At 72.4% G+C, this 26,626-nt stretch carries 26 protein-coding genes and 1 pseudogene; 15 read left to right on the top strand and 12 right to left on the bottom strand.

Going from position 1 to position 26,626, the window contains the following annotated elements:
• The first annotated feature begins 86 nt into the window (after positions 1-86).
• The 4 genes from AB0J46_RS19650 (at position 87) to AB0J46_RS19635 (ending at position 4,266) form a co-directional block, all read left to right on the top strand.
• Positions 87-1,061: an alpha/beta hydrolase gene (locus tag AB0J46_RS19650; protein ID WP_364333538.1), complete on the top strand. Its 975-nt coding sequence runs from the start codon at positions 87-89 to the stop codon at positions 1,059-1,061.
• Between the two features lie 148 nt (positions 1,062-1,209).
• The gene (locus AB0J46_RS19645) at positions 1,210-2,046 is read left to right on the top strand and encodes a siderophore-interacting protein (protein WP_364333535.1); all 837 of its coding nucleotides are present in this window, start codon (positions 1,210-1,212) and stop codon (positions 2,044-2,046) included.
• Between the two features lie 221 nt (positions 2,047-2,267).
• Positions 2,268-3,839: a serine/threonine-protein kinase gene (locus AB0J46_RS19640; RefSeq protein WP_364333532.1), complete on the top strand. Its 1,572-nt coding sequence runs from the start codon at positions 2,268-2,270 to the stop codon at positions 3,837-3,839.
• Positions 3,840-3,912: 73 nt separating this feature from the next.
• Complete coding sequence (locus tag AB0J46_RS19635; RefSeq protein WP_352351545.1) at positions 3,913-4,266, top strand: hypothetical protein; 354 nt, start codon at positions 3,913-3,915, stop codon at positions 4,264-4,266.
• 120 nt (positions 4,267-4,386) lie between these two features.
• On the opposite strand, the gene aceA is transcribed toward AB0J46_RS19635, so the two are convergent.
• Complete coding sequence (gene aceA, locus AB0J46_RS19630) at positions 4,387-5,673, bottom strand: isocitrate lyase (RefSeq protein ID WP_364333529.1); 1,287 nt, start codon at positions 5,671-5,673, stop codon at positions 4,387-4,389.
• A gap of 267 nt (positions 5,674-5,940) precedes the next feature.
• Between aceA and AB0J46_RS19625 the strand changes: the two genes are divergently transcribed.
• Both AB0J46_RS19625 and AB0J46_RS19620 read left to right on the top strand, forming a co-directional pair.
• Complete coding sequence (locus AB0J46_RS19625; protein WP_352351541.1) at positions 5,941-7,413, top strand: helix-turn-helix domain-containing protein; 1,473 nt, start codon at positions 5,941-5,943, stop codon at positions 7,411-7,413.
• 34 nt (positions 7,414-7,447) lie between these two features.
• Positions 7,448-8,392 carry a glucosyl-3-phosphoglycerate synthase gene (locus tag AB0J46_RS19620; RefSeq protein WP_364333526.1) on the top strand — a complete coding sequence of 315 codons (945 nt, stop codon included), beginning with the start codon at positions 7,448-7,450 and terminating at the stop codon, positions 8,390-8,392.
• A 426-nt stretch (positions 8,393-8,818) separates the two neighbouring features.
• Here AB0J46_RS19620 and AB0J46_RS19615 read toward each other — a convergent pair whose 3' ends face one another.
• Positions 8,819-9,391, bottom strand: a complete 573-nt coding sequence (locus tag AB0J46_RS19615) for a TetR family transcriptional regulator (protein ID WP_364333523.1) — start codon at positions 9,389-9,391, stop codon at positions 8,819-8,821.
• Positions 9,392-9,478: 87 nt separating this feature from the next.
• Here AB0J46_RS19615 and AB0J46_RS19610 point away from each other — a divergent pair, with 87 nt between their 5' ends.
• Entirely contained in the window at positions 9,479-10,681 is a 1,203-nt protein-coding gene (locus tag AB0J46_RS19610) for an MFS transporter (RefSeq protein ID WP_364333520.1), read from the top strand.
• A gap of 101 nt (positions 10,682-10,782) precedes the next feature.
• On the opposite strand, the gene AB0J46_RS19605 is transcribed toward AB0J46_RS19610, so the two are convergent.
• Positions 10,783-12,054 (bottom strand): MlaD family protein, encoded by a 1,272-nt coding sequence (locus AB0J46_RS19605; RefSeq protein WP_364333517.1) that lies wholly within the window; start codon positions 12,052-12,054, stop codon positions 10,783-10,785.
• Positions 12,055-12,194: 140 nt separating this feature from the next.
• Here AB0J46_RS19605 and AB0J46_RS19600 point away from each other — a divergent pair, with 140 nt between their 5' ends.
• Entirely contained in the window at positions 12,195-13,403 is a 1,209-nt protein-coding gene (locus tag AB0J46_RS19600; RefSeq protein WP_364333514.1) for an acyl-CoA dehydrogenase family protein, read from the top strand.
• A gap of 118 nt (positions 13,404-13,521) precedes the next feature.
• Here AB0J46_RS19600 and atpE read toward each other — a convergent pair whose 3' ends face one another.
• The 5 genes from atpE to AB0J46_RS19575 all read right to left on the bottom strand — a co-directional run bounded on the left by atpE (position 13,522) and on the right by AB0J46_RS19575 (position 18,353).
• On the bottom strand, positions 13,522-13,755 hold the full coding sequence (gene atpE / locus AB0J46_RS19595) for an ATP synthase F0 subunit C (protein WP_352329951.1): 234 nt from the start codon (positions 13,753-13,755) through the stop codon (positions 13,522-13,524).
• A gap of 206 nt (positions 13,756-13,961) precedes the next feature.
• Complete coding sequence (locus tag AB0J46_RS19590; protein ID WP_364333511.1) at positions 13,962-15,533, bottom strand: M28 family metallopeptidase; 1,572 nt, start codon at positions 15,531-15,533, stop codon at positions 13,962-13,964.
• Positions 15,534-15,686: 153 nt separating this feature from the next.
• Positions 15,687-16,598, bottom strand: a complete 912-nt coding sequence (locus AB0J46_RS19585) for a cation diffusion facilitator family transporter (RefSeq protein WP_364333508.1) — start codon at positions 16,596-16,598, stop codon at positions 15,687-15,689.
• Entirely contained in the window at positions 16,598-16,978 is a 381-nt protein-coding gene (locus AB0J46_RS19580; protein WP_364334664.1) for a metalloregulator ArsR/SmtB family transcription factor, read from the bottom strand. Before AB0J46_RS19580 ends, AB0J46_RS19585 begins: the two co-directional genes overlap by 1 nt.
• A gap of 76 nt (positions 16,979-17,054) precedes the next feature.
• Complete coding sequence (locus AB0J46_RS19575; protein ID WP_364333505.1) at positions 17,055-18,353, bottom strand: aminotransferase class V-fold PLP-dependent enzyme; 1,299 nt, start codon at positions 18,351-18,353, stop codon at positions 17,055-17,057.
• 248 nt (positions 18,354-18,601) lie between these two features.
• On the opposite strand from AB0J46_RS19575, the gene AB0J46_RS19570 reads away from it, so the two are divergent.
• From AB0J46_RS19570 to AB0J46_RS19560, 3 genes are all read left to right on the top strand, one after another.
• On the top strand, positions 18,602-19,057 hold the full coding sequence (locus AB0J46_RS19570; RefSeq protein ID WP_364333502.1) for a hypothetical protein: 456 nt from the start codon (positions 18,602-18,604) through the stop codon (positions 19,055-19,057).
• Positions 19,058-19,148: 91 nt separating this feature from the next.
• A complete protein-coding gene (locus tag AB0J46_RS19565; RefSeq protein WP_364333499.1) occupies positions 19,149-20,240 on the top strand; it encodes a PLP-dependent cysteine synthase family protein in 1,092 nt (363 codons plus the stop codon).
• Entirely contained in the window at positions 20,237-21,484 is a 1,248-nt protein-coding gene (locus tag AB0J46_RS19560; protein ID WP_364333496.1) for an MFS transporter, read from the top strand. The genes AB0J46_RS19565 and AB0J46_RS19560 overlap by 4 nt, the downstream gene beginning before the upstream one ends.
• 16 nt (positions 21,485-21,500) lie before the next feature.
• Here AB0J46_RS19560 and AB0J46_RS19555 read toward each other — a convergent pair whose 3' ends face one another.
• The 4 genes from AB0J46_RS19555 to AB0J46_RS19540 all read right to left on the bottom strand — a co-directional run bounded on the left by AB0J46_RS19555 (position 21,501) and on the right by AB0J46_RS19540 (position 24,329).
• Positions 21,501-22,190, bottom strand: coding sequence for a copper resistance protein CopC (locus tag AB0J46_RS19555; RefSeq protein ID WP_364333493.1), 690 nt, complete (start codon positions 22,188-22,190; stop codon positions 21,501-21,503).
• Between the two features lie 151 nt (positions 22,191-22,341).
• On the bottom strand, positions 22,342-23,205 hold the full coding sequence (locus AB0J46_RS19550) for a hypothetical protein (protein ID WP_364333490.1): 864 nt from the start codon (positions 23,203-23,205) through the stop codon (positions 22,342-22,344).
• Entirely contained in the window at positions 23,183-23,638 is a 456-nt protein-coding gene (locus AB0J46_RS19545) for a hypothetical protein (protein WP_364333487.1), read from the bottom strand. Before AB0J46_RS19545 ends, AB0J46_RS19550 begins: the two co-directional genes overlap by 23 nt.
• 73 nt (positions 23,639-23,711) lie before the next feature.
• Entirely contained in the window at positions 23,712-24,329 is a 618-nt protein-coding gene (locus AB0J46_RS19540; protein WP_364333484.1) for a DUF4142 domain-containing protein, read from the bottom strand.
• An 88-nt stretch (positions 24,330-24,417) separates the two neighbouring features.
• Between AB0J46_RS19540 and AB0J46_RS19535 the strand changes: the two genes are divergently transcribed.
• The 4 genes and pseudogenes from AB0J46_RS19535 to AB0J46_RS19520 form a co-directional block, all read left to right on the top strand.
• Positions 24,418-24,939, top strand: coding sequence for a carboxymuconolactone decarboxylase family protein (locus AB0J46_RS19535; protein ID WP_364333481.1), 522 nt, complete (start codon positions 24,418-24,420; stop codon positions 24,937-24,939).
• 92 nt (positions 24,940-25,031) lie between these two features.
• Positions 25,032-25,436 (top strand): nuclear transport factor 2 family protein, encoded by a 405-nt coding sequence (locus AB0J46_RS19530; RefSeq protein WP_352351505.1) that lies wholly within the window; start codon positions 25,032-25,034, stop codon positions 25,434-25,436.
• 109 nt (positions 25,437-25,545) lie between these two features.
• Positions 25,546-26,202, top strand: a complete 657-nt coding sequence (locus AB0J46_RS19525; RefSeq protein ID WP_364333477.1) for a CBS domain-containing protein — start codon at positions 25,546-25,548, stop codon at positions 26,200-26,202.
• 62 nt (positions 26,203-26,264) lie between these two features.
• Positions 26,265-26,626 (top strand): annotated as a pseudogene (locus AB0J46_RS19520) (histidine kinase); the annotation flags it as partial.

The raw sequence follows: 26,626 nt of genomic DNA, 5'->3' as shown, positions 1-26,626 counted from the left end.
AAGGCCGGAATATTCGCGTCAGGGACGAGATCCTTACTGGCCGGTAGAGCTCTGGCGTTCCGGGAAGAAAAGGGGTGGAGGACGTCATGCGCATCAACAAGGACGTGGCACCCGACTACCCCTTGAGCTGGCAGGCCAGGGCCCTGACCTCGGTCATGTGGGGCACCCTGAAGCCCGCCTCCTCGGTGCTGATGCGTCATCCGCTGGCCCTGATCGGCGCGGCCCGCCTGGGCGAGCTGGCGCAGCTGATGCCGCTGCGCCTTCCCGAGCACGCCGTCGTCGCGCCCGCCGAGGGGCCGGACTGCGGCGGCGAATGGGTCCGCGCGGGCCGGGTCGACGAGCGCAAGGCGCTGCTCTACTTCCACGGCGGCGGCTACTTCTCGTGCTCGCCGCGTACCCACCGGCCCATCACCTGGCGGCTGTCGGCCGTGGCCCGGCGGCCGGTCCTCGCGCTGGACTACCGGCAGGGGCCGGTGCACCCGCTGGCCGACTCCCTGGCCGACGCGCTGGACGCCTACGAGTGCCTGATGCGCAACGGGCACGCCCCCGAGGACATCGTCATCGCCGGGGACTCGGCGGGCGGGCATCTGACGCTGGCCACCCTGCTGGCGCTGCGCGACCGTGGCCTGCCGACGCCCGCCGCGGCGATCTGCCTGTCGCCGTGGGCGGACCTGACCGACATTCCGCGCCGCGCCAACCGCTGGCACGACCCCATGTTGCCGGCGGGCCGGGTGCGCTGGCTGGCCCGCCACTGGACCTGCGGGCTCGATCCGTGGGACCCGCTCGTCTCGCCGGTGCACGGCGACTTCACCGGCCTGCCGCCGCTGATGATCGTCACCGGTTCCACGGAGGTGCTGCGGGACGAGGCCCGCCGGGTGGCCGAGCGGGCCCGGGAGGCGGGGGTGCCGGTGCGGTACGAGGAGTGGCGGCGCATGCCGCACGCGTTCCCGATACTGGCCGACGTGCTGCCGGAGGCGCGGCTGGCCTTCCGGCACATGTCGGCGTTCCTGGAGGCGGTCGCGGCCCGTGCGGCGCGGCGGGGGCATTCGACGGCGGCCTGACTGGGTCTGCTGTGTCGGGGTAGCTTGAGCTGATATTTCACAGTTTGGGGTTGCGTGCGGAGGAAGGCGGCGAAGCATTACGGTGGCCATGCCCGTCAATCCCGCTGTAAGGTTAGGTATACCTAACTAACACATGGGGGCTGAAGTGATGGCTGACAAGCCCACGGACCACCATCGGGGCGTCGTCCTGCGGACCGAGCGGCTCTCCCCGCACATGATCCGCATCGTGGTCGGCGGCGACGGCCTGCGTGACTTCGCCTGCCGCGGCCTCACCGACCATTACGTGAAACTCGTCTTCCCGCACGAGGGCGTGGACTACCCCGAGCCCTTCAGCGTCAAGCACGTGCGCGAGACCATGCCGCGCGAGCTCTGGCCGCGTCTGCGCACCTACACCGTGCGCGCCTGGGACCCCGACGCCCTTGAGCTGACCCTCGACTTCGTCCACCACGGCGACAAGGGCCTGGCCGGGCCGTGGGCCGCCGCGGCCGAGCCCGGCGACGTCGTGCTGATGCTCGGCCCCGGCGGCGGCTACGCGCCCGACCCCGAGGCTGCCTGGCACCTGCTGGTGGGCGACGAGAGCGCGCTGCCGGCCATCGCCGCCTCCCTGGAGGCGCTGCCCGACGGCGCCCTGGCCCACGTCCTGCTGGAGGTGGACGGCCCCGAGGACGAGCTGAAGCTCGGCACGGCCGCCGACGCGCGGATCACCTGGCTGTACCGGGGCGCGCGGCCCGTCGGCCAGGCGCTGGTGGAGGCGGTGCGCGCGCTGGAGTTCCCCGAGGGGGACGTGCACGCGTTCGTCCACGGCGAGGCCGGTTTCGTCAAGGAGCTCCGCCGCCACCTGCGGCTGGAGCGGGGCGTGCCGATGGAGCGGCTGTCCATCTCCGGCTACTGGCGCATCGGCGTCGACGACGAGGGCTGGCGGGCGGTCAAGAACGACTGGAACCGCGAGGTCGAGGCCGACGAGGCCCGCGCCCTGGCCTCCTGACCCCTTTTCCGGACGAAAGCCCGTCAACCACAGAAAGCCACTTCAGAACGTTCCATCCCAGCACTTACTAACCCTCCGGGCACGAACGCCTTACCTTCGATACCCCTTGCGCAAGACATGCGGAAAGGGCCCCCGGATGCCGCCACAGTGTGCCTTGCCGTGTCCCCCACAGGAGAGGCGAGACCCGGATGGCGCGTGGTGCGAGCGACATGCCTCCTGGCGTGCGACCGCTTACGGTGGGCGACCCGGTCGTCATCGGCCGGTACCTTCTCCTCGGCCGCCTGGGGACGGGCGGGATGGGAGTGGTGTACCTGGCCGAACACCCGCAAGGCGGCCTGGTCGCGCTCAAGACGCCGCACGCGGTACATCTCCACGATGCCACGTTGCGGGCGCGTTTCGCCGAGGAAGTGGCTTTCTCGCGCAGATTGGTGCCCTTCTGCACCGCCGCCGTCATCGAGGACGGCGCCGAGGACGGCCGTCCGTACCTGGTCACCGAGTACATTCCGGGGCCCGCGCTGTCCCAGGTGGTCAAGGCAGGGGGAGCGCTCACGCCCGACCTCGCCTACGGCGTGGCACTCGGCGTGGCCGCCGCGCTCGTCGCCGTGCACGAGGCCGGTCTGGTGCACCGCGACCTCAAGCCCGGCAACGTGCTGCTGTCGCCAGGAGGGCCGCGGGTCATCGACTTCGGCATCGCCTGCGACGTGGACACCCTCGCCGCCCACACCCAGGCCGGCCAGGTCATGGGCAGTCCCGGCTGGGTGGCGCCCGAGCGGCTGACCGGCGGCCCCGCCCTGCCCGCCTCGGACGTGTTCGCGTGGGGCTGCCTGGTGGCCTACGCCGCGAGCGGGCACCATCCGTTCGGCGGCGGCGAGGCGGACGTGCTGACCCGGCGCATCCTGTTCGACCCGCCGCGTCTGGACGGCGTGCCCGTCCTGCTGCGCCCGGCAGTGGAGGCGGCGCTGGCCAAGGACCCGGGCTCCCGTCCTGGATCGGCCGGCCTGCTGCGGGCGCTGCTGGCGTCCGGGGGCGTGGGCGATCCGTGGGACCTGCGCCGCGCGGTCTCCGACGTGCTGGACGGGAGCTGGGCCGAGGTGCCGTACCCGGCGGGCGGCGGGGCGGACCACCCGGTCACACCGGCGGCGGAAGCGAGCGGGTCCGAGCGCAGGAGCAGGCGCAGGAGCAGGGCGAAGGCCGGGGCGCACCTGTCACACGCCAGCTTCGCCGCGCTGGCCACGGTCTCGATCGCGGCGATCACCGTGATCGCGGCCTCCGGCGGGGACGCCCTGAGCCTCGGCGGCTCGCTGCTGCCCGAGCCCGCGGTCGTGCAGCCGCAGGACAGCGCCCGCACGACCGAGCGGCCTGCGGCGACCCCCGGCGGCGTCCGGCCGTCCGTCCACGCGGCACCCCCGGCGAGCGCTGCGCCCACCGCGAGCGCGGCGAGCGCGGCCACGCCGGCGGTGTCCGGCACGCGTTTCCGCACGCCGGGCGGGCACGTCGCGAGCCTCACCGCCGAACCCGACCGGTGGTCCGACGACTTCCGCCGGTCCCGCCCGTCCCGTCCCGCCCGCGCGTCCGGCACGTCCGGGCCGGGCGATCTGGGTGATCCGGGCGGGGAGGAGCCCGGTCCGTGCGCCGGTCCGGCAGGTCGCCGCCGCGGGGACGGGGGCGGGGGCCGCCGTGACTGCCCGCGGCCGTCGGGCTCGATCAGCACGATCCCCCAGGACGGCCCCGGCGAGTCGCCCGGCCCCACCGTCTCGGGCCCGGCCACCCCGACGGCCACCGGAGCGTCCTGACCGCGCATGCCTCATGATCGAGGTGAGCGGGGGAAGCGTGGTCCCCCTCCCGCAGCCGAGAGCGAGGCCGTACATGAGCTACTACGACATTGAGGGCAACCCCATCAGCCCGGCGCGGGCGCAGGAGCTGCTGGCCGACCGCGCCCGGCGCACGATCGGCGACGACCGCGTCGGCACCGCCGCGGGAACGTTCCGCATCCGCACCCTGCACCTGGTGCTCGACCAGGCCGACGGCGGGACGGTGCCGCTGCTGTTCGAGTCGACCGTGCGCCTGTCGCCGCCCGGCGCCGACCCGGGGACGGGCGGCGAGGAGGTGCTCAGCCTGCACTGGTCCACCAGGCAGCAGGCCGAGGACGCGCACGCCCAGCTCGTCCGCGACATCACCGAGCGGCAGGACCTGCCGTCGTGGGCCAGGGAGGGCGGCTGATCACATGATGGGCATCGAAAGGACAGGAAAAAGTGGGCCGCGCCGGGCTGGGGGAGCCGGCGCGGCCCTTCGCCGGGGGAACCGTCCCATGCCCTGGAGGTGGCCGGCGAGCTCAGCGGATCAGTGGTGGAACTGCTCCTCCTCGGTGGAGCCCTTGAGCGCGGTCGTCGAGGAGTCGGGCGCGACGGCCGTGCTGACCAGGTCGAAGTAGCCGGTGCCGACCTCGCGCTGGTGCCTGGTCGCGGTGTATCCGCGCGACTCGGCGGCGAACTCGGCCTCCTGGAGCTCGACGTACGCCGTCATGCCGTCGGTGGCGTAGCCCTGGGCGAGGTCGAACATCGAGTAGTTCAGCGAGTGGAACCCGGCCAGCGTGATGAACTGGAACTTGTACCCCATGTGCCCCAGCTCCCGCTGGAACTTGGCGATCGTGGAGTCGTCCAGGTGCGCCTTCCAGTTGAACGACGGCGAGCAGTTGTAGGCGAGCATCTGGTCCGGGTAGCGGGCCTTGATCGCCTCGGCGAACTCGCGGGCCACGTCCAGGTCCGGCGTGCCGGTCTCCATCCACAGCAGGTCGGAGTAGGGGGCGTAGGCCAGGCCGCGGGCGATGCAGGAGTCCACGCCGTTGCGCACCCGGTAGAAGCCCTCGGCGGTGCGCTCGCCGGTGGTGAAGGCCTGGTCGCGCGGGTCCACGTCACTGGTCAGGAGCGTCGCGGCCTGTGCGTCGGTCCGCGCGACGATCAGTGAGGGGACGCCGCACACGTCGGCGGCCAGCCGCGCGGCGTTGAGCGTCTTGATGTGCTGGCCGGTCGGGATCAGCACCTTGCCGCCCAGGTGGCCGCACTTCTTCTCGGAGGCGAGCTGGTCCTCCCAGTGCACGCCCGCGGCGCCGGCCGCGATCATGCCCTTCATCAGCTCGAACGCGTTCAGCACGCCGCCGAACCCGGCCTCGGCGTCGGCCACGATCGGCGCCAGCCAGTGCGGCGCGTCCGGCACGCCCTCCGACCAGGTGATCTGGTCGGCGCGCAGCAGCGCGTTGTTGATGCGGCGCACGACGGCGGGCACGGAGTTGGCCGGGTAGAGGCTCTGGTCCGGGTAGGTGTGGCCGCCGAGGTTGGCGTCCGCGGCCACCTGCCAGCCGGACAGGTAGATCGCCTTCAGTCCGGCCTTCACCTGCTGGACGGCCTGGTTGCCGGTCAGCGCGCCGAGGGCGTTGACGTAGTCCTCGGTGTGCAGCAGGTCCCACAGGCGCTCGGCGCCGAGCCGGGCCAGCGTGTGCTCCTCCTGGACGCTTCCCCGCAACCGGATCACGTCCTGCGCGCTGTACGTGCGCTCGACGCCCGCCCAGCGAGGGTCGTTCTCCCACTTGTCCTGCAGCTGCTCCGCAGCTCCCTTGAGGCGATCGTTCATCGTTCGCTCCTTTGTCGTCCCCTGGGGCTCACGTCGATGATCTGCCCGGAGGCCGCGGGTCAATAGGCTCCAATGCTGAGAAGAAGCGTCAAAATTTCCAGGACGTGCATTACTCGTGGGTATTCAGATGAGAAGAAATCGCAAGTTTTCCTGTTGGACTAGACCAATCCTCATCCCGAACCGCAGGCGGCTCTCGCGTCCCGCTGCGACGCGCCCTGGGTGGCCAAAGGCTAGAAAATGGGCCGAATTTCTGTCTAAGATGCCTGTATGGCGTCCCTGCTAGGCGAAGAACCGCTGTCTTTGACGCAGGAGCTCGATCTGATCGCGTTCGGCCAGCGTCTGCGCCACCTGCGCAAACAGCGCGGCCTCACCCTGTCGGACCTGGGCTCGCGCGTCAGCAGGGCGCCCAGCCAGCTGTCGCTGCTCGAGAACGGCAAGCGCGAGCCCAAGCTCTCGCTGCTCAAGTCCCTGGCGACCGCGCTGGGCGTCCCCGTCGAGGAGCTGCTGCGCCGTCAGCCGCCCAACCGGCGCGCCCAGCTGGAGATCGCGCTGGAGGAGGCGCAGCGCGACCCCATCTACGCCGGTCTCGGCCTGCCCCGGCTCAAGGTGTCCGCGCGCGTGCCCAACGACGTCCTGGAACACCTGCTCGGCCTGTACGGCGAGCTGCGCGCCCGGCAGGCCCGCGGCACCGCCACCCCCGAGGAGGCCAGGGCCGCCAACGCCGAGCTGCGGCGCAGGCAGCGCGAGGTGGGCAACTACTTCCCCGACATCGAGAAGGCCGCGGCCGAGGCCCTCGACGCCGTCGGCTACCGCACCGGCGCCCTGTCCCAGAGCACGATCCAGGGCCTGGTCACGCACTTCGGCTACACCGTCCACACCGCCCAGGACCTGCCGCGTTCGGTGCGTTCCATCACCGACCTGCGGAACCGGCGCATCTACGTCAAACACGAGCAGCTCGGCATGCACACCCCGCGCACGATCCTGCTCCAGACGCTCGGGCACCTCGCGCTCGGCCACGGCAAACCGCGCGACTTCGCCGACTTCCTGCGCCAGCGCACCGAGGCCAACTACTTCGCCGCCGCCGTGCTCGTGCCCGAACGGGCCGCCGCCCCCTACCTCCAGGAGGCCAAGGCGGCGCGGGCGCTGTCGGTGGAGGACCTGCGGGACGTGTTCGCCGTTTCCTACGAGATGGCCGCCCACCGCTTCACCAACCTGGCCACCCACCACCTGGGCCTCGTCTGCCACTTCGTGCGCAACGACGCCGGTGGCACCATCTACAAGGCGTACGAGAACGACGGCATCGTCTTCCCCGCCGACGAGCAGGGGGCCATCGAGGGGCAACGGATGTGCCTGCAGTGGTCGGGGCGGCAGGTGTTCGCCTCGCCCGACCGGTTCTCGGTGTTCTACCAGTATTCCGACTCGCCCACCGGCACCTATTTCTGCGTCGCGCACGTCGATCCCTCGCGGGAACGGGACTTCGCGATCACGCTGGGGGTGCCGTACCGGGAGTCGCGGTGGTTCCGGGGCCGGGAGACCACCAACCGCACCAAGTCCAGCTGCCCCAACGGCGACTGCTGCCGCCGTCCGCCCGCTGAGCTGGCCGAACGCTGGGAGGGCTACGCCTGGCCGTCCGCGCGGGCCAATTCGCACATCCTGGCCGCCCTGCCGCCCGGGTCGTTCCCGGGTGTGGACGAGGCGGACGTCTATACCTTCCTGGAGCGTCACGCGACCCTCGCATAAGCTGACAAGCGGGGGAACGGGGGAGGTGTCGCACATGCTGCCTGATGTGCGGAAATGGTGGCATCGCCGAACGTCGTGCGCCGCGGACTGGCCGCTGCGCGACCTCGTGGCGGCCAAGGGGGGCACCACGGTGAGCGTGGTCCTGCCGGCCCGCGACGAACGGGAGACCGTGGGGGAGATCGTCCAGGTGATCCGGCGGGAGCTGGACGGCCTGGTGGACGAGCTCGTCGTCATCGACTCGTGCTCGGCCGACGACACCGCGCGGGTGGCGGCGCGGGCCGGGGCCGCCGTACACGCCCAGCGCGACATCCTGCCCGAACTCGCACCGCTGGAGGGCAAGGGCGAGGCCCTGTGGAAGTCGCTGGCGGTCACCTCCGGCGACGTGGTGGCCTTCGCCGACGCCGACATCAGGCACTTCCGCGCCTCGCTGGTCGCCGGGGTGCTCGGCCCGCTGCTCACCGATCCCACCGTCGCCTACGCCAAGGGCTGTTACGACCGTCCACTGAACGGCGCGCCCAACGGCGGCGGCCGCGTCACCGAACTGGTCGCCCGCCCGCTGATCAACCTGCACTGGCCCGAACTGGCCGGGTTCGTGCAACCCCTCGCCGGGGAGTACGCCGGCCGCCGCTCGGCCCTGGAACGCGTGCCGTTCCTGACCGGGTACGGGGTGGAGCTCGGCCTGCTCATCGACCTGCTGGACCTGGCCGGGCTGGACGGCCTGGCCCAGGTGGACCTGGGGTCGCGCGAGCACGCCCCGCAGTCGACGGAGGCGCTCGGGGGGATGGCGGCCCAGATCATGCTGGCCGCATGGTCGCGGCTGCGGCGCCAGGGGAAGATCGAGGCCCGTCAGGCGCCGGGGGTGGAGCTGGCGCAGTTCCGGCGGTGCGAGGGCGGCCACGACGTCCTGACCCGCCAGGTCGCCATCGGCGAACGCCCCCCGATGCTCACCCTGCCCCGCCCCACCCCACCACCTCCGTGAGGCTTACGCCGCGCACGGTGGTGTCTCGGTAACGCCTCCCGCCGCGCACGGCGGTGCCTCCGTAACGCCTCCCGCCGCCGCGTCGGCCCGCCGACGTGGCTGGCTCAGCCGCCCTTGGCCTGCCTTCGGGACGATGCGCCACAGCGGTCGGCCCTCTTCGGGACGGTGCCGTGCCCTTGGCCCACCTCTGTGCGGATTGCGTCGCGCTCGGCGTGCATCTGTGCGGGTTGCGTCGTGCTTGGCGTGCCTTCGTGAGGATTGCGTCGCGCTCGGCAGTGTCTCTGTGGAGGTCTCGCCGTGCTCGGCCTTCTTAGGGGCGGCGCCGTCGCTCCTGGCTTGTCCTCGGGGTGGGCCCGAGATGGCTGGTTTGCCGTACCTGACCATTGACCGGCCTGCGGCGTCAGCGCGCGGGCGCCCCGTGAGGCGCTACTTGAGGGCCGCTGTCACGAAGGCGCTGATCTGGTCGCGGATGGCGTCGTGGTCGTCGGCGTCGTCGCCCAGTATGATCCGCCCGAGCTGCGGCATCATCGACGGGAACAGCGCGAGCCCGGTCAGCATGAACAGCGTGCGCGCTGTCGCCTTCGACGGCTCCTCGCCGCGCCCCTCGGCCAGCGAGGCCGCCTTGCGCGCACACCGCTCGACCCTGGCCTCCTGGCCGGGCAGCAGCTCCTGGCCGCGGTAGTTGAGCGCCTCCCACATGAGCAGGCGGACCAGGGCGGGATGGCGCCGGTAGTAGTCGGTCAGCCGGGCCACGTAGTCGACGGGGTCGGCGCCGGGCAGGGCGATCTGCGACGTCAGGTCGTCGAGCGCCTCGTTGATGACGGCGTCGAACAACTTCTCCTTGTTGCCGAAATGCCCGTAGATGCGCTCTTTGTTGACGCCGGCGCGTTCCGCGATGCGATCCACGCGCGCCCCCGCCACGCCGTACGCGGCGAACTCCTCGCGGGCGGCTTCGAGCAGGGCGGCCCGGGTGGCGGCGGTCGAGACCTTGGGTGACATGCCACCATTCTGCCACCAACAACTAGTTGGTTGAAAACCAACCAACTAGTTGACGTCCAACTGTTTGGTTGGCTACCGTCCTCTCCCATGGCACTCACGCTTCCTCGTACGGCGGCCGCTCCGGCAGTCCGTACCGATTACGCCCGTTTCGGCCGCACCCTGTTGGCGTTCACCCTCACCGCGGTCCTGTGTAGCGGCCAGTTGTACGTCGTGATCCCCCTGCTGCACGACATGGCGACCGGCTGGCACGCCTCACCCGGCGGCCTGACCTGGCTGGTCACCGCGTTCGGCGCCGGCTACGGCATCGGGTTCCTGGTGTTCGGCCCCCTTTCCGACCGGTACGGCCGCCGCCGCCTGTTGATGGCCGGTCTGCCGCTTGCCGCGTTGACCAGCGCGTTGGTGGCGTTGAGCCCGAACGTCGAGGTGGCCCTGGTGTTGCGTGCCCTGCAGGGGGTGGCCGTGGCGATGTTCCCGCCCGCCGGCATGGCCTACCTGGCCGAACGGCTTGAGCCGCGGCGCCGGGTGATCGCCATCGCCGCGGTGACCGGTGCTTTCCTGGCGTCGGCCGTGTTGTTGCAGGTCGCCGCGCAGATGCTGGTCGAGACGATCGGCTGGCGGGGGCTGTTCCTGCTGTCGGCCGCCGGTTTCGCCCTCGCCGGGCTCGGCCTGCGCGCCGTCATGCTGCCCGACCTGCCGCGCGAGGCGGCCGGGTCGCTGCTGTCGGCCTACCGCGCGGTGCCCGGCCTGCTGTTCGACCGGGTGCTCGCACTGCGCTACCTGGCCACGGTCATGCTGATGGCCGGGTTCGTCGCCGTCTACACCGGGTTGCAGATCTACGGCGGCACGTCCGCCGCCGACCTGCTCACGTTGCGCGCCTCCGGGCTGCCCTCGATCGTGCTGATGCCGGTGCTCATGCCGTGGCTGGCCCGGATCCCCACCACGGCCAGGGCCGCCGCCTTCCTGGCCGTGGGCGCGCTCGCCCTCGCGGCCGTCGCGTTCACCGGCGCCGGCGCCCTCGGCCTGGTGCTCCTGCTGGCCGTTTACGTCGCCGCCATCACCGGCGGCCTGCCCAGCATGAACGAGGCCATCTCCGCCCAGGCCGGACCGGCCCGCGGCACGGCGCTCGCGCTGTTCTCCTTCGCCCTCGCCGTCGGCGGCAGCGTCGGTCCGCAGCTCGCGGCCGCCTTCGGCGGTTTCACCCCGCTGGTGTACGGCCTGGCGATCGGCATGGGCGTGGCCGCCCTGGCCGTCCTCGCCTCCGCCCACCGCTCCACTCGTACCGCCCACTGACCCGCTCCGACCCGACCCGACCCGCCCTGACCCGACCCGTCCCCAGGCCCCCACTGGACGCCGACCCGGCGCCCTGATGGGGGCCGGTCTGCGCGAGGCGGTCAGCGGATCGTGACGAGCCCGCCGAGCGACAGGTCGGGGTGGTCGACCCGCACATCGGGCAGCAGCCACGACGTGTCGATCGCCACCGTGTCGTTGAGCGCCCGTGCCAGGGGGTTGAGCGCGCCGAACAGCGACTCGCAGCCGCCGTCCATGGAATGGGCCAGCGAGCACAGCCACATCGCGACGTCGTCGGTCTGGCCGTTGAGGTTGAACCGGGCCCGGAACGTCGCGCTCACGGGGTCGTAGGCGTTGTTCGCGTTGTTCAGGGCGAGCGGCGCGGTGTCGAGGAACGTGCCGATGGAGGCGCGCTGACGTACCAGCAGGGTGGTGAGGTGGGCGAGATCGCGGGTGTTGGCGGCGATCTCCCCCCTGTTGTCCTCGACGAAGTCGGCGACCTGCGTGAGCGTGGAGGACAGCTGGCGCAGCACCGCGCGCAGCTCCTCGCGCTCGCCGTCGAGCTGTGCCGACACGCCCGCCAGGTCCTTCATGAACGCCCGGATCCGCGCGTCGTCGCGGGCCATCGCCCCGGTGATCGTGGCCAGGTCGCGGACGGTCTGAGCCAGGTCGTCGCCGTCGCCGGCCAGCACGGAGGCCGCGTCGGACAGGCCCCGCACGGTGGCCCCCACCGTCTCGCCCTGCCCGCCGAACGTGCCCGCCGAGACCCGCAACAACCGCGCCAGCGCCCCACGCTCCTCCGCCGCCACACCCCCCGGCCCTGGCCGAGGCGAACCGGGCCGCGGGGAGCCGGACGGAGGGGAGTCGGACTGAGGCGAGTCGGATCGCGGGGAACCGGACGGAGGGGAGTCGGACCTTGGGGAGCCGGTCTGGGGCGAAGCGGGCTCGGGGGAGACGGGTGGGGCGAGGGCCGCGGTGAGCTGGTCGTAGCCGCGTAACGCCTCGTCGATCTCGACCGGCGAGCGGGTCCGGCCCAGCGTGCCGCCGTCCTGCAGCACGGGCCCGCCCCGGTACGGCGGCGTGAGCTGCACGAACCGGTCGGCGATCAGCGACCGTGCCACGATGACCGCCTGCGCGGCGGCCGGGACCTTGCGCCCGGCGTCGAGCGCCAGCTCCACCCGGACCTGCGCGCCCGCCGGGCTGACCGCGGTGACCCGCCCGACCCGCACCCCGAGAACCCGCACGTCGGACCCCGGATACAGCCCCACGGCGGCGTCGAAGTAGGCGACGGCACGGACGCCCCCGACCGGCCTGAGCAGCAGATACGCCGCCCCCAGCGCGAGGACGGCGAGAAGTGCGGCGAGCCGGCGGTCCATCGGCCTTCCTCGATCGACATGGGCGTACGGTGACCAGAACATTACCGTGAGTCGCCGGACCGTCGCACCTTCCGGCCGAGCCCTACTCGCCGGTAGGGTGTTACCGACGGTAACAACGGAACGGCCAGGGAGTGGACGCGATGACCGGGTTCTGTCCGGAGCTCAGTGACGACGTGATCGAGGTGCGTGACTGGGTCCACGCGTTCGCCCGCGACGTGATCCGCCCCGCGGGCGCCGAATGGGACGAACGCGAGCAGACCCCCTGGCCCGTGATCCAGGAAGCCGCCAAGATCGGCCTGTACTCGCTGGACTTCTTCGCCACCCAGTGGTTCGAGCAGAGCGGCCTGGCCCTGCCGGTGGCGTTCGAGGAGATCTTCTGGGGGGACGCCGGCATCGGGTTGTCCATCGTCGGCACCGGCCTGGCCGCCGCCGCGCTGTCCGCGAACGGCACCCCGGAGCAGCTGGGGGAGTGGCTGCCGCAGATGTTCGGCACGGAGAACGACGTCAAGCTGGGCGCCTTCTGCGCCTCCGAGCCCGACGCCGGCTCCGACATCGGCGCCATCCGCACCCGCGCCGTGCACGACAACGGCGACTGGGTGCTGAACGGCGTCAAGACCTGGGCCACGAACGGCGGCATCGCCGACGTGCACGTGGTCGTCGCCTCGGTGGACCCGTCCCTGGGCACCCGCGGGCAGGCCAGCTTCGTCGTCCCGCCCGGCACGCCGGGCCTGTCGATGGGGCAGAAGTTCCGCAAGCACGGCATCCGCGCCTCGCACACCGCCGAGGTGATCCTTGAGGACGTGCGCGTGCCGGGCTCGTGCCTGCTGGGCGGCAAGGAGAAGCTGGACGCCCGCCTGGCCAGGGTCCGCAACGGCGAACGCGCCAGCGAGCAGGCCGCGATGCGCACGTTCGAGACCACCCGCCCGTCGGTCGCCGCGATGGCCGTCGGCATCGCCCGCGCGGGCTTCGAGTACGCCAGGGACTACGCCCGCGAACGCGAGCAGTTCGGCCGCAGGATCGGCGACAACCAGGCGATCGCGTTCCTGCTCGCCGACATGGCGACCCGCGTCGACGTGGCCCGCCTGCTGACCTGGCGGGCCGCCTGGATGGCCCGCAACGGCAGGCCGTTCGAGCAGGCCGAGGGCTCGATGTCGAAGCTGGTGGCGGGCGAGACGGCGGTGTGGGTGACCGAACAGGCGATCCAGATCCTCGGCGGCGCCGGCTACACCCGGGAACACCCGGTGGAACGTTTCCACCGCGACGCCAAGATCTACACCATTTTCGAAGGGACGAGCGAGATTCAACGGCTCATCATCGGCCGCGCGGTAACCGGCCTACCCGTGCGCTGAAGAACGTCCGTTGAGGAACGTGCGCTGAGGAATGGTCGTGGGGGTGGCGTGACTCCGGGGCGGTCATCGCCACCCATCTTCAGCTCGAATTCGCCATTCGCGTCGCGGAACGCGGCGATTACTTGAGGAACTGGAAGATGAACGGCGCGACCAGCCCGATCAGGGCCAGCGCCTCGGTGAGGACGAAACCGAGCAGGATGTTCTGGCGGATCAGCGGATACGCCTCGGGCTGGCGGGCGATGGCCTGTACGCCCTGGCCGAAGATGATGCCGACGCCCACGCCGGGGCCGATCGCGGCCAGACCGTAACCGATGGCGGTGATGTTGCCGGAGACTTGAGCGAGTACGTGCATTGCGCCGCCTTTCTGGCGTCCGGTGAAGCAGTGAATCGCTGGTCTGCTTGCATTCCAACCCGTGGACGCGAGAAAGAAAATATGGCGTTTCTCCAATTTCTCCGCAAAATGCTCGTTGATCGACGTACTGGACAAATCGATCTACATGTAGAACGCGTGAGCGGATCCTTCCGTGCGCCCGGCGCGGGCGCACGGAAGGGCCGGGGTCAGCGGGTCTCCCTGCCTTCGATGGTCGCCTTGGAGGTGCTTGTGGCGGTCCGGGCCTTGGCGGCCGGCCGGGCGGCGTCGGGGCCGGGCAGGTCGCGGCTGTAGGCGTAGACGACGGCCGCCGTGGCGACCGCGCCGGTGTTCAGCGCGAGCGCCTTGTCGTTGATGTTGGCGATGGTGTCGCAGGCCTGGTGGTAGCAGGGGTCGTAGGGCTGTCCGGCGGTGCCGCCGAAGATCGCGGCCTCCTCGGGCGTCTTGATGCCCTCGGCGCCGGTGAACACGCCGCCGGAGGGGATGCCGGCCTCGATGAACGGGCCGTAGTCGGAGCGGCCGTCGAAGTCGGTGCCGTTGTGTCCCTGGTGCAGCAGGTCGAAGTACTTCTCGTAGAGCTTCTCGATCTCGTCGGAGCCGGCCGGGCCCGCGGGGGCGCCGACGCCGTCGGAGTCGTCGCCGTCGTAGATCTTGAAGGCGTAGTTGGTGGAGCCGAGCATGTCGTAGTCGAGGAAGAGCTTGATCTTGGACAGCTCGGCCGCGGGCAGGGTCTCCACGTAATGGATGGAGCCGAGCAGGCCCAGCTCCTCGGCGCTCCACCAGGCGAAGCGCAGCCGGTTGCGGGTCGGGATCTTGCCCAGGGCCTCGGCGACGGCGAGCGTGGCGGCGGTGCCGGAGCCGTCGTCGTTGATGCCGGGCCCGGCCGGGACGGAGTCGAGGTGGGCGCCGGACATGACCACCTTGTTCGGGTCACCCCACTTGGAGTCGGCGATGACGTTGTAGGTGGTGCGCATCTCGCTGACGGTGTCGGTCTTGATGTGGATCACGCCGCCGGTCGTGGCCAGTTCCTGGCCGACGTCGAAGCTGGTGCCCAGCACGGGGATGGTGACGGGCGTGCCGAGGTTCCCGCGCAGGGTCGCGGTGCGGCCCGGCTGGCCCTCGTTGAAGACGATCACCGCCACGGCCCCCGCGGCCTTGGCGTTGTTCGCCTTGACCACGAAGTCGCAGGTGCCGCGCTGCAGCAGCGCGATGTTGCCCGGCGTGAACCCGGCGAAGTCAGCTGCCTCGCACCCGGAGTTGGAGCTGCTGGGCGTCGGGCCGGGCGGCAGGACGAGGTCGACGTTCTGCAGCGACGCGGTGACCTCGCCGGACCCGGAGTACGTCATGGTGGCGAACTCGCCGACGGAGGAGCCGTCGGGCGGGGTCGGGGTGAAGACGCGCGGGCTGGGGGAGACGCGCTCCATCAGCGCCGTGGACTTCTCCTGGAAGTAGGCGATGTCGAACGGCTGGAGGGTGACGTTGTAACCGGCCTTCTTGAGCTTGGCGGCGACGTAGTCGCGCGAGGCCAGGTGGCCGCTGGTGCCGGCGGCGCGGTTGCCGTTGTTGGCGTCGGCGATGTTCTGTAATGCCTGCAGGTGTTTCTTCACCGCCGGCGCGGTGACCGAGTCGATCAGCTTCTTCTCGGCCGGGGCAGGCGTGGGGTCCGCCTGCGCCGCGGTCGGAAGGAGAGCCAGAGGCAGGGACAGTGCCGCGGCCGTCGCAAGGACGCGGAAGGTGCCTCTGCGCAGGGTGATGCGCATACGAGCTCCTCGAACTGAGATGAAACAGGTGTCTTTCCCGATTCAGCGGCCCAGGAGAATACATAAGCCGACAAATCCACCCGTGGGAAGAATTTGAGTCGTCCAATGTTGGACAAGTGCAGCGTGGGGACGGCAGGGGTGGCGCGCCGCCCGCTACCAGCCCAGTTCGTCGCAGCCCTGGTGGTCGACCGGCTCCACCTGCAACGTGGCGTGCGCGATGTGGTGGCGCTGCCGCAACACGTCGCGGGCCCGGTCCAGGACGGCGTGGTTGTCGCCCGGCTCGGCGGTGACCAGGTGCGCGGTGGCCACGTTCATGCCGGAGGTGAGCGTCCACAGGTGCAGGTCGTGCACGTTGTGCACGCCGTCGATGGCCGCCAGGTCGGCCGCCACGGCGGCGGCGTCGATGCCCTCGGGCACGTGCTGGCCGAGCACCGCGAACACCTGCCGGCCGAGCGAGATCGCGCGGACGGCCACGAACACCCCGATGGCCAGCGCGACGACGGTGTCCCAGAACGCCTGTCCGGTGGTGGCCACCAGCCAGCCGGCCACGATGACGCCGACCGATCCGGCGGTGTCGGCCACGACCTCCAGGTACGCGCCCTTGACGTTGAGGCTCTCGCTCGCGCCCGAGCGCAGCAGGAGCAGGGCCACGAGGTTCACCACGAGGCCGATGGCGCCGACGACGAGCATCGGGCCGGAGGAGACCTCGGCGTTCCCGCCGATGCGGCCGATCGCCTCGATCACGACGTACAGGGCGACGCCGAGCATCAGCACGACGGCCAGCAGTGAGGCGAACACCTCGGCCCGGTAGGAGCCGTAGCTGCGCCGGCCGGTGGTGTCGGGACGCGTGGCGATCCTGGTCGCGACCAGGGCCGCGCCGAGGGTGACGACGTCGGCGGCCATGTGCCCGGCGTCCGACATCAGCGCCAGCGACCCGGAGATCAGTCCGTAGCCCAGCTCGACCAGGAAGAACGCGCCGATCAGGACGAACGAGACCGCCAGCCGCCAGCGGTGCCGGGTCCCCGCGTGGCCCTGGGCCTGCCCGTGCCCGTGTCCGGCGCCCATCACGACGTCCCTTCGCGTTCGGGGTGGATGGCCTCGGTGTGCTCGGTGTGGGCCAGCGCCAGGTCCAGCAGCATCCGTACGTGCGGGTCCTCCAGCCGGTAGTACGCCATCCGCCCCGAGCGGCGGGCGGCCACGATGCGATGGGCGCGCAGCAGGCGCAGCGCGTGGGAGACCGCGGACTCGCTCTGCCCGGTCACCGCCGCCAGGTCGCACACGCACAGCTCGCCGTCCAGCAGGGCGACCAGCAGCTTCAGCCGGTTGGGGTCGGACAGCAGGCCGAAGACGTCGGCGGTGTCGGCCAGGTCCGCGGCGGCGGGCATGCGCTCGTGCACGGCCGCGACGCGGTCGGCGTCGACCACCTTGACCGCGCAACCGTCCACGGCCAACACATGCTCATCTGAAGAACTGTTCACATATCTAACTTAGCGGGACATGTCGGTGATCTGTCAACCTGTCTCAGGCCCGCAGTCGCGGGGTCAGCCGCCGCAGCGCCACCGCCAGCCGGTCCACCTGCGCCGCCGAGGTGAACAGCGCCGGGGTGACCCGGACGGCGTCGCCCCCGGCCATGCCCGTGCGGGCGACCGTGTAGAGGCCGTAGGTGTCCAGCAGGGTGGCCGCGACGGCCTCGTTGTCGGCCGTGGAGGTGCGGCCGGCGATGCGGAAGGCGGTGATCGCGCCGTACATGCCGGGTTCGTCCGGGGTGAGGATCTGCAGGCCCGGCAGGTCGCGGACCTGGCTCACCCAGCGGTCGCGCAGGTGCCGCAGCCTGGCCTGCTTGACGGCCGCGCCGAGCCGCAGGTGGAAGTCGAGCGCGTCGGGGACCGTGAGGGGCGCCGCGACGTCCATGGTGCCCGAGTGGACCCGCGAGCGGATGTCGCCGGCCGGGAAGCTCTCGTCGGCGAAGACGGGCTCGATGTCGGCCAGCCGGTCCCGGCGGATGTAGAGGAACCCGGTGCCGAGGGGCGCGCCGATCCACTTGTGCAGCGAGAACGCGGCGAAGTCGGCGTCGAGGGCAGGCAGGGTGAAGTCGAGCTGCCCCCAGGAGTGGGCGGCGTCCACGACGACGTCCACGCCGCGCTCGCGGGCCATCGCGACGATCTCCCGGACCGGCAGCACCAGGCCGGTGCGGTTGTTCATGTGCGACAGCAGGAGCAGCCGGGCCCTCGGGGTGGTCCGCAGCGCCCGCTCGTAGGCGTCCAGCGCCGCCTGCCGGGTGACGGGCTCGGGGAGGACGAACCGGGCGACCGTGGCCTCGCGCCGCCCGGCCAGCCAGTTCATGGTGTGCTGGGCGGAGGGGTAGTCCAGGTCGGCGTAGAGCACGGCGTCGCCGGGCCGCAGCCGCCGGTAGCCGGAGATGAGGTTCTGCAGCGCCTCGGTGCCGCCCCGGGTGAGTGCGATCTCCGCACGGGTGACGCCCAGCAGCGCGGCGATCCGGTCGCGCACCTCGTCGGCCCTGGCCTTGTACGCCGTGCGCAGCAGGTGGGAGTTGCGGGCGTTGAGGACGTCGACGTTGCGGTGGTAGGCGCGCCGGACCGGCTCGGGCATGACCCCGTAGTAGCCGTTCTCCAGGTTGACGAAGTCGCCGCTGACCCGGAACTGCCCGGCCACGCCCGCCCAGAAGCGTTCGTCCCGGGCCAGGCCCGTGGCGTCGGTGGCGGCCTGTGGGAGCGCCTGTGGGAGCGCCTGCGGGAGCGCCTGCGGGAGCGCGGCCAGCGCGCCGGCCCCGGCGATGACCGCGCGTCTGGACAGGGCCATGAGACACCCCCAAGGTCGGGCGGCGCGGAATCGGGGCCGCGCCGGCGAATGCCAGTGTCGCGGAGACGTCGCCGCGCGGCGAAAACGGCTCGCCGTCGTTCCCGCCATCCGGCGGGAAATCGAGGACGCGAAATCGGGGATGCGCGAAGTGATCGGCGGCGGCGATTCCCGTGCGCCCGGAATTTCTTTACCTCGGCCTTGGCCTTTTCCCGGCGCGCCGCGCCGCGTGGCGGGCATGATCTGCGGTGATGCTCACGACCAGGTCAGCCCGCGCACTCCGCCCGCCCGCCTCGGGGGCCGGCCGGTGGTGGCCGCACGCGATGCTGGCCCTCGCCCTGCTGATCACCGTCGTGTTCGCGCACGGCGGCGCGTGCGCGGCCGTCGAGCTGTCCGAGCGGGCCCAGGGCGGCCCCGCGCCGTCCGTCCAGAGTGCCCACCTCGACGTGCATCGGCACGTCAGCTGGTTGTCCGGGCGGATGCCGGTGCGCGACGCCGGGTGCCTGCACGGCGAGCTGCCGCCGGGCCACCTGCACGGCACCGAGCAAGAGTGCGCGGCCACCGCCGCCGCGCCGCCCGTGGCCGCCGTCCCCGTGCTCGCCGCCGGGCCCTCGGCCGTCGTGTCCGGGCCCGTACGACCCGCGCCGCCGGCCGCCTCGCGACAGGCCGCTTCAGGCCGCGAGAATCTCCGCGTGATGCGCATATAGGACGCGCGTCTTTCGCCGCCGTCCTTTTTCCATCGCGCCCGCGGCGTCTTCCGCGCCGCGCGGGCGCCGTTCATCTCGGGGATGACAACCAATGTCGTACGACACTTTGCCGCGCCCTGACATTCTGCCCGCCATCGGAAATTCGGGTATTTGCGTCACCGTCGGAAACACGCCGCTGGCGTTCGTCGCCGCGCCGTTCGTCGCGGACGGCGGCGGCTTCTGGGCCAAGCTGGAGGGCTTCAACCCGGGCGGCATCAAGGACCGGCCCGCCCTGCACATGGTCCGGCAGGCCCGCGCCCGGGGCGAGCTGGCCCCCGGCGCGACGATCGTCGAGTCCACCAGCGGCACCCTCGGCCTCGGGCTGGCCCTGGCCGGCATCACGTTCGGCCATCCGGTCGTGCTGGTCGCCGACCCCGGCATGGAACCGCTCATGCAGCGGCTGCTGGCCTGCCACGGCGTACGGCTGGAGATCGTGCCGGAGCCGCATCCCACCGGCGGCTGGCAGCGGGCCCGCCGCGACCGGGTCGAGCAGCTGTTGGCCGAGCTGCCCGGCTCCTACTGCCCCGACCAGTACGGCAACCCGGACAACGTGGCCGCCTACGCCGGGCTGGCCCGCGAGCTGCTGTCCCAGCTGCCGCACATCGACACGCTGGTCTGCTCGGTCGGCACCGGCGGGCACAGCGCGGGCATCTCCCGAGAGCTGCGCCGCCACCTGCCCCGGCTGCGGCTGGTCGGCGTCGACACCGTCGGCTCGACCATCTTCGGGCAGCCCGACCGCCACCGCCTGATGCGTGGCCTCGGCTCCAGCATCCACCCCGCCAACGTCGCCTACGACGCCTTCGACGAGGTCCACTGGGTGAGCGCCGCCGAGGCGGTGTGGGCCTGCCGCACCCTGGCGGCCCAGCACTACGTCTCCGGCGGCTGGAGCACCGGAGCCGTCAGCCTGGTGGCCCGCTGGCTGGCCGGACGGGCCGGGCCGGGCGGCTGCGTCGTCGCGGTCTTCCCCGACGGGCCCTGGCGCTACTGGAACACCGTCTTCGACGACGGCTACTGCCGCGCCCACGGCCTGCTCGGCGTCACCCCGGCCGACGCGCCCGACGAGCTGGACGACCCCGCCGAGCGTGAGGTGCGCCGCTGGACCCGCTGCGCCGCCGTCCGCGACCCGCTGGCGGGCAGGCGATGAAGGCGACGCTGGCGCAGTTCCGCTCCTTCGACCGGCCGATCCGGCTGCTGCAGATCAACCAGGCGGGCATCAACATCGGCTTCTACATGCTGATGCCCTACCTCGCCCAGCACCTGTCGGCCGGCGCGGGGCTCGCCGCCTGGACGATCGGGCTCATCCTCGGCCTGCGCAACGCCAGCCAGCAGGGCATGTTCCTGATCGGTGGCACGCTGGCCGACCGGTTCGGGCACAAACCCATGATCATGGCGGGGTGCGCCCTGCGTACCGTGGGGTTCGCGCTGTTCGGGCTCACCACGTCGCTGCCGCTGCTGGTGGCGGCCGCGGTGATCACGGGGCTGGCGGGGGCGCTGTTCAACCCGGCCGCCCGCGCGTACCTGGCCGCCGCGGCCGGGCCGCGCAAGGTGGCGGCCTTCGCCGTGTTCAACGTGTTCTACCAGGGCGGCATCCTGCTCGGGCCGCTGCTCGGGGTGCTGCTGCTGGCGGGCGGGTTCACCGCGGTGTGCCTGGGGGCGGCGGGGATCTTCGCCGTCCTGACCGTGTTGCAGGGGTTCTACCTGCCCGCGCGGCCCCGGGAGCCGGGGCGGGCGCGGCAGCCGGTGCTGCGGGCGTGGCGGCAGGCGTTCGGTGACCGCGCGTTCGTCTCGTTCGCGGCGTCGATGATCGCTTCGTACGCGCTGTCGTACCAGATGTACCTCGCCCTGCCGCTGGAGGTGCAGCGGGCCGGCGGCGGCCAGTGGGCGGTGACCGCCCTGTACGCGGTGTCGGCGCTGCTCGGCATCGCCGGGCAGGTGCGCCTGACCGCCTGGTGCGGCGAACGGTGGAGCCGCGGCCAGGCGATCACCCGCGGGCTGGCCCTCATGGGCGCGGCCTTCCTGCCCATGGTCGCCGCCGCGCAGCTCCACCTGCCGCGGGCGGCGACGCTGACGGCCGCGCTGGTGTGCGCGCTGCTGCTCGGCGCCGGGACGCTGGTGGCCTTCCCGTTCGAGATGGCCACCATCGCCGACATGGCGGGCGAGGAGCTGGTCGGCACCTACTACGGCCTGTACAACCTGGCCTCCGGCGCGGGGATCCTGGCCGGGAACCTGCTGTCGGGCGCGCTGCTGGACGTCGCCGCCGACGCGGGCTGGGCGGGCCTGCCCTGGTTGTCACTGACCTTCGCGGGGCTGGTCTCGGCCCTGGCGGTGGCCCGCCTGGAACACCGCAGGGCCCTCCGGCCGCGCCTGCCGGCGGCCATGGCCACCTAGACCGCCCGCGATCCGGTCAGGGTCTGGGGTCGGCGTCGCCGGTGGTGCGCCTGCGGCGGCCGGCCACGACGGTCGCGGCTCCGCCCGCTACCAGCGCCGCCGCGGCCACCCACAACCAGCCGGGCACGCCGCCCGAGCCCGTCTCCGCCTCGGCCTGGGCGACCGGTGACGAGGAGGCCGCCGGGGCGGCATCGGCCGCGGTCCCGGTCGAGGTCGGGGTCGCGGACGTGGCCTCGGTCTTGGTCTCGGTCGGGGGCTCGGTCGGGGTTTCGGTCGGGGTGGCTTCGGGTTCGCTCGCGGTCGGGGTGGCCGGGGCGGTGACGGTGAAGCGCAGTTCGCCGGCGATCGGGTGGCCGTCGGAGGAGACCACCCGCCAGGCCAGCCGGTACTTGCCTGGCTCCAGCGGCGCGGCCGGCTCGGCCTTCACCGTGACGCCCTGGGCCCGCGGCTTGCCCAGCGGCAGGTTCTCACCTGCCGGGCCGTCGAGCACGAGGGTCGGCAGGGTCATGCGGGAGGTGAACTCCAGCTCGATGCTCTCCACCTGCGCGAGCCTGGCGCCGTCGGCGGGTGAGCTGCTCTTCAGCCGGTCATGGGCCAGCGCGGCGGGCGCGGCGGCCAGCAGCAGCAGGACGGCGCCGCCGACGGCGACACCGGCACGAACGGCGGCCCGGAACGGGCGACGCGCGGGACGAAGGGAAGGGGTCACTGCGAACTCCGAGGTTCCTGGATCCGGCTCGATCGCCGGATGGACATGCGGTCCGGCGCGCGACGGGACGCGAAAGGGCGTACCGCGGCGGCGCCGGCTGGGTCGTCTGCCTGCCGGGAGGCACGCCGGACCCGCCGCATGACGGGGAACGTCAGCGGCCGGACAGCCGGGCGTGCGCAGCCGGGCGGGGCGGCCCGCGCCGGGAGAGGACCGGAGCCAGCAGCAGCGCCCGGTGACCCGCCACGGGAGGCCACAGCGGGCACGCGCGGGCGGGCCCGGCGGGCGGCGGAGCCAGGACGGACAGCCAGGCGCACAGGACGGCCCACAGCCGGGCCAGCCGGACCGTGCTCAACCGCAGCAACGCCGCCAGCGCCGCGTCCCCGCGGGCCAGCCACCAGCTCGACGAGACGGCCACCGCCAGGTGGATCACCACCATCCCGGAGGAGCCGTGCCCATGAGCGACGGCCCCGGCGGACGGCCCGGCGAACGGACCGGCAAGCGGCCCGCCGAAGGACGGCGCGGAGGCGTCGAGCAGGTGGCTCAGGCCGTACCGGGTGGACTCGGAGGCGTCGAAGAGCTCGTGGAGGCCGTACTGGGCGGCCACGCACATGGCCAGCAGGGGCGCCCATCCGCGGGGCCGGGAACCGGCGGCGTAGGCGGCCGCGAAGGTCGCCGCGACGGCCAGGGCCAGCGGGCCGGGCGCGATCGCCGTGCCGCCGACCAGCGTGTGCAGGGCCGCCGAGGCCAGGACGCACACGGCCGTGAACACCGCGGCGCGAAGCGCGCGGACCACGGGACGGGCGACCTGCATCCGGCCATCGTGCCAGAGCCCGGCCGGGTCGTCATCCGCGTCCTTGCGCACCGGGCAGGCGCGGCGGGCGGACGTACCGGGCGCGCGCGACATGCCGGCGCGGCGGGCGGACGTACCGGGCGGGCGCCACACGCGGGCGCGGCGGGCGGGTGCGAGGTTGAGCCGGGGCGGCTGGGAGGGGTCAATGGTGTTGTGGGGTCTCAAGCTCGCCGCCCAGGCGGCCGCGTAACCGTTCCAGCAGGTCGGCCGTGGCGACGACGACCCAGCGGTCGCCGACCAGGTACGCGCCGCCGTATGCCTGGGCGATGTCGAGCCAGTCTCGTTTGCCCTTGTCGGTGCTGAACGTCACGATCGTCAAACGGCCCTGGGGGGTGTCGCAGGCCGCCTGCCGCAGCTCGGCGGCGTCGGTCTGCAGCTTGCCGGCGGGGCAGCCGAGCAGGGTGGTGAGCTGTTTCATGTCGCCGGCCGGCACCTTCGGCGCGACGGCGACGGCGGGTGCGGGGGGAGCGGCGCCGTGGTGGTGCGCCGGCTGCCCCTGCGGGACGGGAGCGGCCGCGCACCCCGCCAGCAGGGCGATGCCCAGGGCGGCGATCGCCTGCCGCGACGCGCGGACGGGTGCTTCGAGGGGTTCGGGCATGAGGTCGGTGTTCCGCCGGAGTGTCGATGGGACCGGTCCCCCGTGGGAAGACGCGCTTCCAGGGGCCGGCAGGTCAGGAGGTGGGCGGGGCGGGGGACGGCAGCGGGGGCTCGGGGAGCTGGTTGTGGTTCACCAGGCCGGTCGATTCGAGGTACGTCATGTGGCGCATGACGAAGTTGATGCCTTCCTGGGCGAACTTGCGGATCTCGGCGTTCCTGGTCCCGGCCCGGACGAGCGCCAGGGTGCCGAAGACCTTGCCGTGCGCGGCGCGCAGCAGGTTCGCGTAGTCCTGGTCGAAGGCCGGACCGCTCTCGGCCGCGAGCTGGGCCAGCCAGCGCTGCTGGTCGGGGTTGGGCTCGTCGGGCAGGGCGACGCCGAGCTTGGCCGCCGTGTCGCGGGTCATCTGGTCCAGCTTCTGGTGCTCGCCCATGATCTGCTTGCCGACCTGCTTGACACGCTGCGACTGGGCGCGGGTGGCGGCGTACTCGCCCGCGGGCATCTCCCACAGGCCCGCCTGCCGCACCTTGATCAGCAGGTCGACGTCGGCGGCCGAGAGGGGGCCCGAGGGCGTGAGGGTCCGTTGCGCGTCCGCGGGGTCGATCGACGGGGGCAGGATCAGCAGGATCGTCGCCGCCGCCGCCGCGACGAAGCCGCCCAGCATGAACATCTCACCGCGCAAGAGCCTGTGCATGCTCGAAGGTACGCGGGCCCGCCGGATCCGGTTCAACGGATCCGCGACCGGTTTCCCGTATACCCCCTATGGGTATAGAGTGTGCCGTATGAGACGTCTTGAACCGCTCGTTCCTGAGAAGGCCCCTGAGAAGTCCCGGCAGATCCTGGACGACATCGTCGCCAGGCACGGCACCGTGGGTGACATGGTGTCCACGATGGCCCACTCGCCCGCCTTGCTCCAGGGATATCTGGACTTCTCCCGGGCGATGAAGCGGGTGAAGATCCCGCGCGCGCTCAGTGAGAAGATCTCCCTGGCCGTGCAGGAGTGGATCGGCTGCGGCACGTGCCTGGCCGCGCACACCGAGGGGGCGCTGGCCGCCGGGCTGAGCGAGGCCGACGTCGCGCTGGCCCGTCAGGGCACCTCAGCCGACGCGCGGGAGGCCGCCCTGATCGCGGTGGCGGTGCGGGTGCTGGTCGAGCCGTCGTCCATCACCGACGAGGAGGTGGCGGGGCTGCGCTCGCTCGGCTGGAGCGACCGGGTGATCGCCGAGGTCGTCGGCCTGGTCTCGCTCAACCTGCTGACCGGCGCGTTCAACCTGCTCGTGGGGAACCAGCCGGAAGAGAAGTAGGCCAGGGGCGCGGTCGTGATGTACTGGCTCATGGCGATCGGCGTGCGACCGGACCCGGTTCCCGCACGCCCCGGCGACGGATGGAGGACGACATGACCGTGCACGAACCGGCGGCATCCCCGCAGCGGCACCACCGGGCCCACGCCGAGGCGATCGACGCCTTCATCGCCGCCGCCAACGCCGACGACCCCGACCACCGTTCCGCGCTGCTCAGCCGAGCCCTCGCCGCCGACGTGGTGTTCTGGGGGCCGCTCGGCCGCGGGTCCGGCCGGGGCGCGGTGGCCGACTTCGTCACCGAGGTGGTCCAGGGCTACCGGGCCGGCGGCTGCCGCATGGTCCGGACGACGTCCGTCGACGCGCCGCACGAGTGGGCCCGGTTCGGCTGGCGCTTCGAGGGGCCCGACGGCGCCACCGTCCTGTCGGGCACCGACATGGTCCACCTCACCGCCGCCGGCGACATCGACGAGATCGTGGTCTTCGCCGGCCCGCTGCACTGACACCCGCTCCCGCCGTCCAGGACCTAAGCCCCTCGCCCGCGGGACGTTCGCCGCTGCCGCCACCGCCCCCGCGCGAGGGACCGTGGAGGCGGAAAGCGAGGTGGCGATCATGTCGATCGAGGTCAAGGACGTCATGGGACGCGTGGCGATCGCGGTGCTGGAGCACGCGTCGTTCGCCGACATCGTGGCGGCGATGAAGCGGTACGCGGTGGGCGCGGTCACCGTGATCGACGCCGACCGGCGGCCGGTGGGCGTGGTGTCGGAGGACGACCTGCTGCTCAAGGAGACCGGCCCGGCCCGGCACGCCGTCCCCGTCCTCGACTCGCGGGCGCGGCGGCAGGAGCAGCGCAAGGCCGCCGCCGTCACCGCCGCGGAGCTGATGACGTCGCCGGCGGTCACGGTCACCCCGGGCATGCCGGTGCGCGAGGCGGCCAGGATCATGCACGCCCGGCGGATCAGGCAGCTCCCGGTGATCGACCCGGTCACCGGACGCGTCGTCGGCACCCTGCACCAGCGCGACGTGCTGCGCGTCTTCACCCGCCCGGCCGCCGAGCTGGAGGCGGACGTCAGGGCCGTGCTCCCGCCGGACGGCACGTTCGCGGTCACGGTCGACGCCGGCGTGGTCACGATCACCGGCAGGGTGGCGACCCGCGCACGGGCCGCCGCGCTGACGGAGGCGGTCCGGGCGGTGGAGGGCGTCGTCGACGTCGTGACCGAGCTCGACCGCGACCGGGACGACCTGTTCACCGTCCCGCCGCTGCTGTAGAGGCGGAGGGGCCCGGCGGGCTGATTCCGGCGGCGAGGGCACTTGCTGGGACACTGAACGGTATGTCGGAAAGTGAGCAGCGTAGCCTGATGCCCCAGATGCGGCTCGACGAACTGCTGGCCGAGCTGCAGACGAGGCTCAACGCCGTCCTCGCCACCCGCGACCGGGTGCACGCGCTGCTGGAGGCCGTCGTCTCGGTGGGCAGCGACCTCGACCTGGAGACCGTGCTGCGGCGGATCGTCGAGACGGCCACCAAGCTGGTGGACGCCAGCTACGGGGCGCTCGGCGTGGTCGGCGAGGAGCAGACGCTCGTCCAGTTCATCCCGGTCGGGCTGAGCGAGGAGGAGATCGCCCGCATCGAGCACTGGCCGCACGGGCTGGGCCTGCTCGGCCTGCTGATCAAGGACGCCCGCCCGCTGCGGCT

It is taken from the genome of Nonomuraea sp. NPDC049758, assembly GCF_040674635.1.
GTDB lineage: Bacteria > Actinomycetota > Actinomycetes > Streptosporangiales > Streptosporangiaceae > Nonomuraea.
The sequence above is the reverse complement of the archived record's forward strand: the minus strand, read 5'-3'. Positions and strand labels throughout refer to the sequence as shown.

Coding starts and splice junctions, on each gene's coding strand:
- AB0J46_RS19610 (WP_364333520.1), top strand. CDS start 9,479: ATGGCACTCACGCTTCCTCGTACGGCGGCCGCTCCGGCAGTCCGTACC.
- AB0J46_RS19645 (WP_364333535.1), top strand. CDS start 1,210: ATGGCTGACAAGCCCACGGACCACCATCGGGGCGTCGTCCTGCGGACC.
- AB0J46_RS19585 (WP_364333508.1), bottom strand. CDS start 16,598: ATGGGCGCCGGACACGGGCACGGGCAGGCCCAGGGCCACGCGGGGACC.
- AB0J46_RS19590 (WP_364333511.1), bottom strand. CDS start 15,533: ATGCGCATCACCCTGCGCAGAGGCACCTTCCGCGTCCTTGCGACGGCC.
- AB0J46_RS19535 (WP_364333481.1), top strand. CDS start 24,418: ATGAGACGTCTTGAACCGCTCGTTCCTGAGAAGGCCCCTGAGAAGTCC.
- AB0J46_RS19615 (WP_364333523.1), bottom strand. CDS start 9,391: ATGTCACCCAAGGTCTCGACCGCCGCCACCCGGGCCGCCCTGCTCGAA.
- AB0J46_RS19560 (WP_364333496.1), top strand. CDS start 20,237: ATGAAGGCGACGCTGGCGCAGTTCCGCTCCTTCGACCGGCCGATCCGG.
- atpE (WP_352329951.1), bottom strand. CDS start 13,755: ATGCACGTACTCGCTCAAGTCTCCGGCAACATCACCGCCATCGGTTAC.
- AB0J46_RS19635 (WP_352351545.1), top strand. CDS start 3,913: ATGAGCTACTACGACATTGAGGGCAACCCCATCAGCCCGGCGCGGGCG.
- AB0J46_RS19565 (WP_364333499.1), top strand. CDS start 19,149: ATGTCGTACGACACTTTGCCGCGCCCTGACATTCTGCCCGCCATCGGA.
- aceA (WP_364333529.1), bottom strand. CDS start 5,673: ATGAACGATCGCCTCAAGGGAGCTGCGGAGCAGCTGCAGGACAAGTGG.
- AB0J46_RS19570 (WP_364333502.1), top strand. CDS start 18,602: ATGCTCACGACCAGGTCAGCCCGCGCACTCCGCCCGCCCGCCTCGGGG.
- AB0J46_RS19620 (WP_364333526.1), top strand. CDS start 7,448: ATGCTGCCTGATGTGCGGAAATGGTGGCATCGCCGAACGTCGTGCGCC.
- AB0J46_RS19525 (WP_364333477.1), top strand. CDS start 25,546: ATGTCGATCGAGGTCAAGGACGTCATGGGACGCGTGGCGATCGCGGTG.
- AB0J46_RS19605 (WP_364333517.1), bottom strand. CDS start 12,054: ATGGACCGCCGGCTCGCCGCACTTCTCGCCGTCCTCGCGCTGGGGGCG.
- AB0J46_RS19545 (WP_364333487.1), bottom strand. CDS start 23,638: ATGCCCGAACCCCTCGAAGCACCCGTCCGCGCGTCGCGGCAGGCGATC.
- AB0J46_RS19625 (WP_352351541.1), top strand. CDS start 5,941: ATGGCGTCCCTGCTAGGCGAAGAACCGCTGTCTTTGACGCAGGAGCTC.
- AB0J46_RS19575 (WP_364333505.1), bottom strand. CDS start 18,353: ATGGCCCTGTCCAGACGCGCGGTCATCGCCGGGGCCGGCGCGCTGGCC.
- AB0J46_RS19650 (WP_364333538.1), top strand. CDS start 87: ATGCGCATCAACAAGGACGTGGCACCCGACTACCCCTTGAGCTGGCAG.
- AB0J46_RS19530 (WP_352351505.1), top strand. CDS start 25,032: ATGACCGTGCACGAACCGGCGGCATCCCCGCAGCGGCACCACCGGGCC.
- AB0J46_RS19540 (WP_364333484.1), bottom strand. CDS start 24,329: ATGCACAGGCTCTTGCGCGGTGAGATGTTCATGCTGGGCGGCTTCGTC.
- AB0J46_RS19600 (WP_364333514.1), top strand. CDS start 12,195: ATGACCGGGTTCTGTCCGGAGCTCAGTGACGACGTGATCGAGGTGCGT.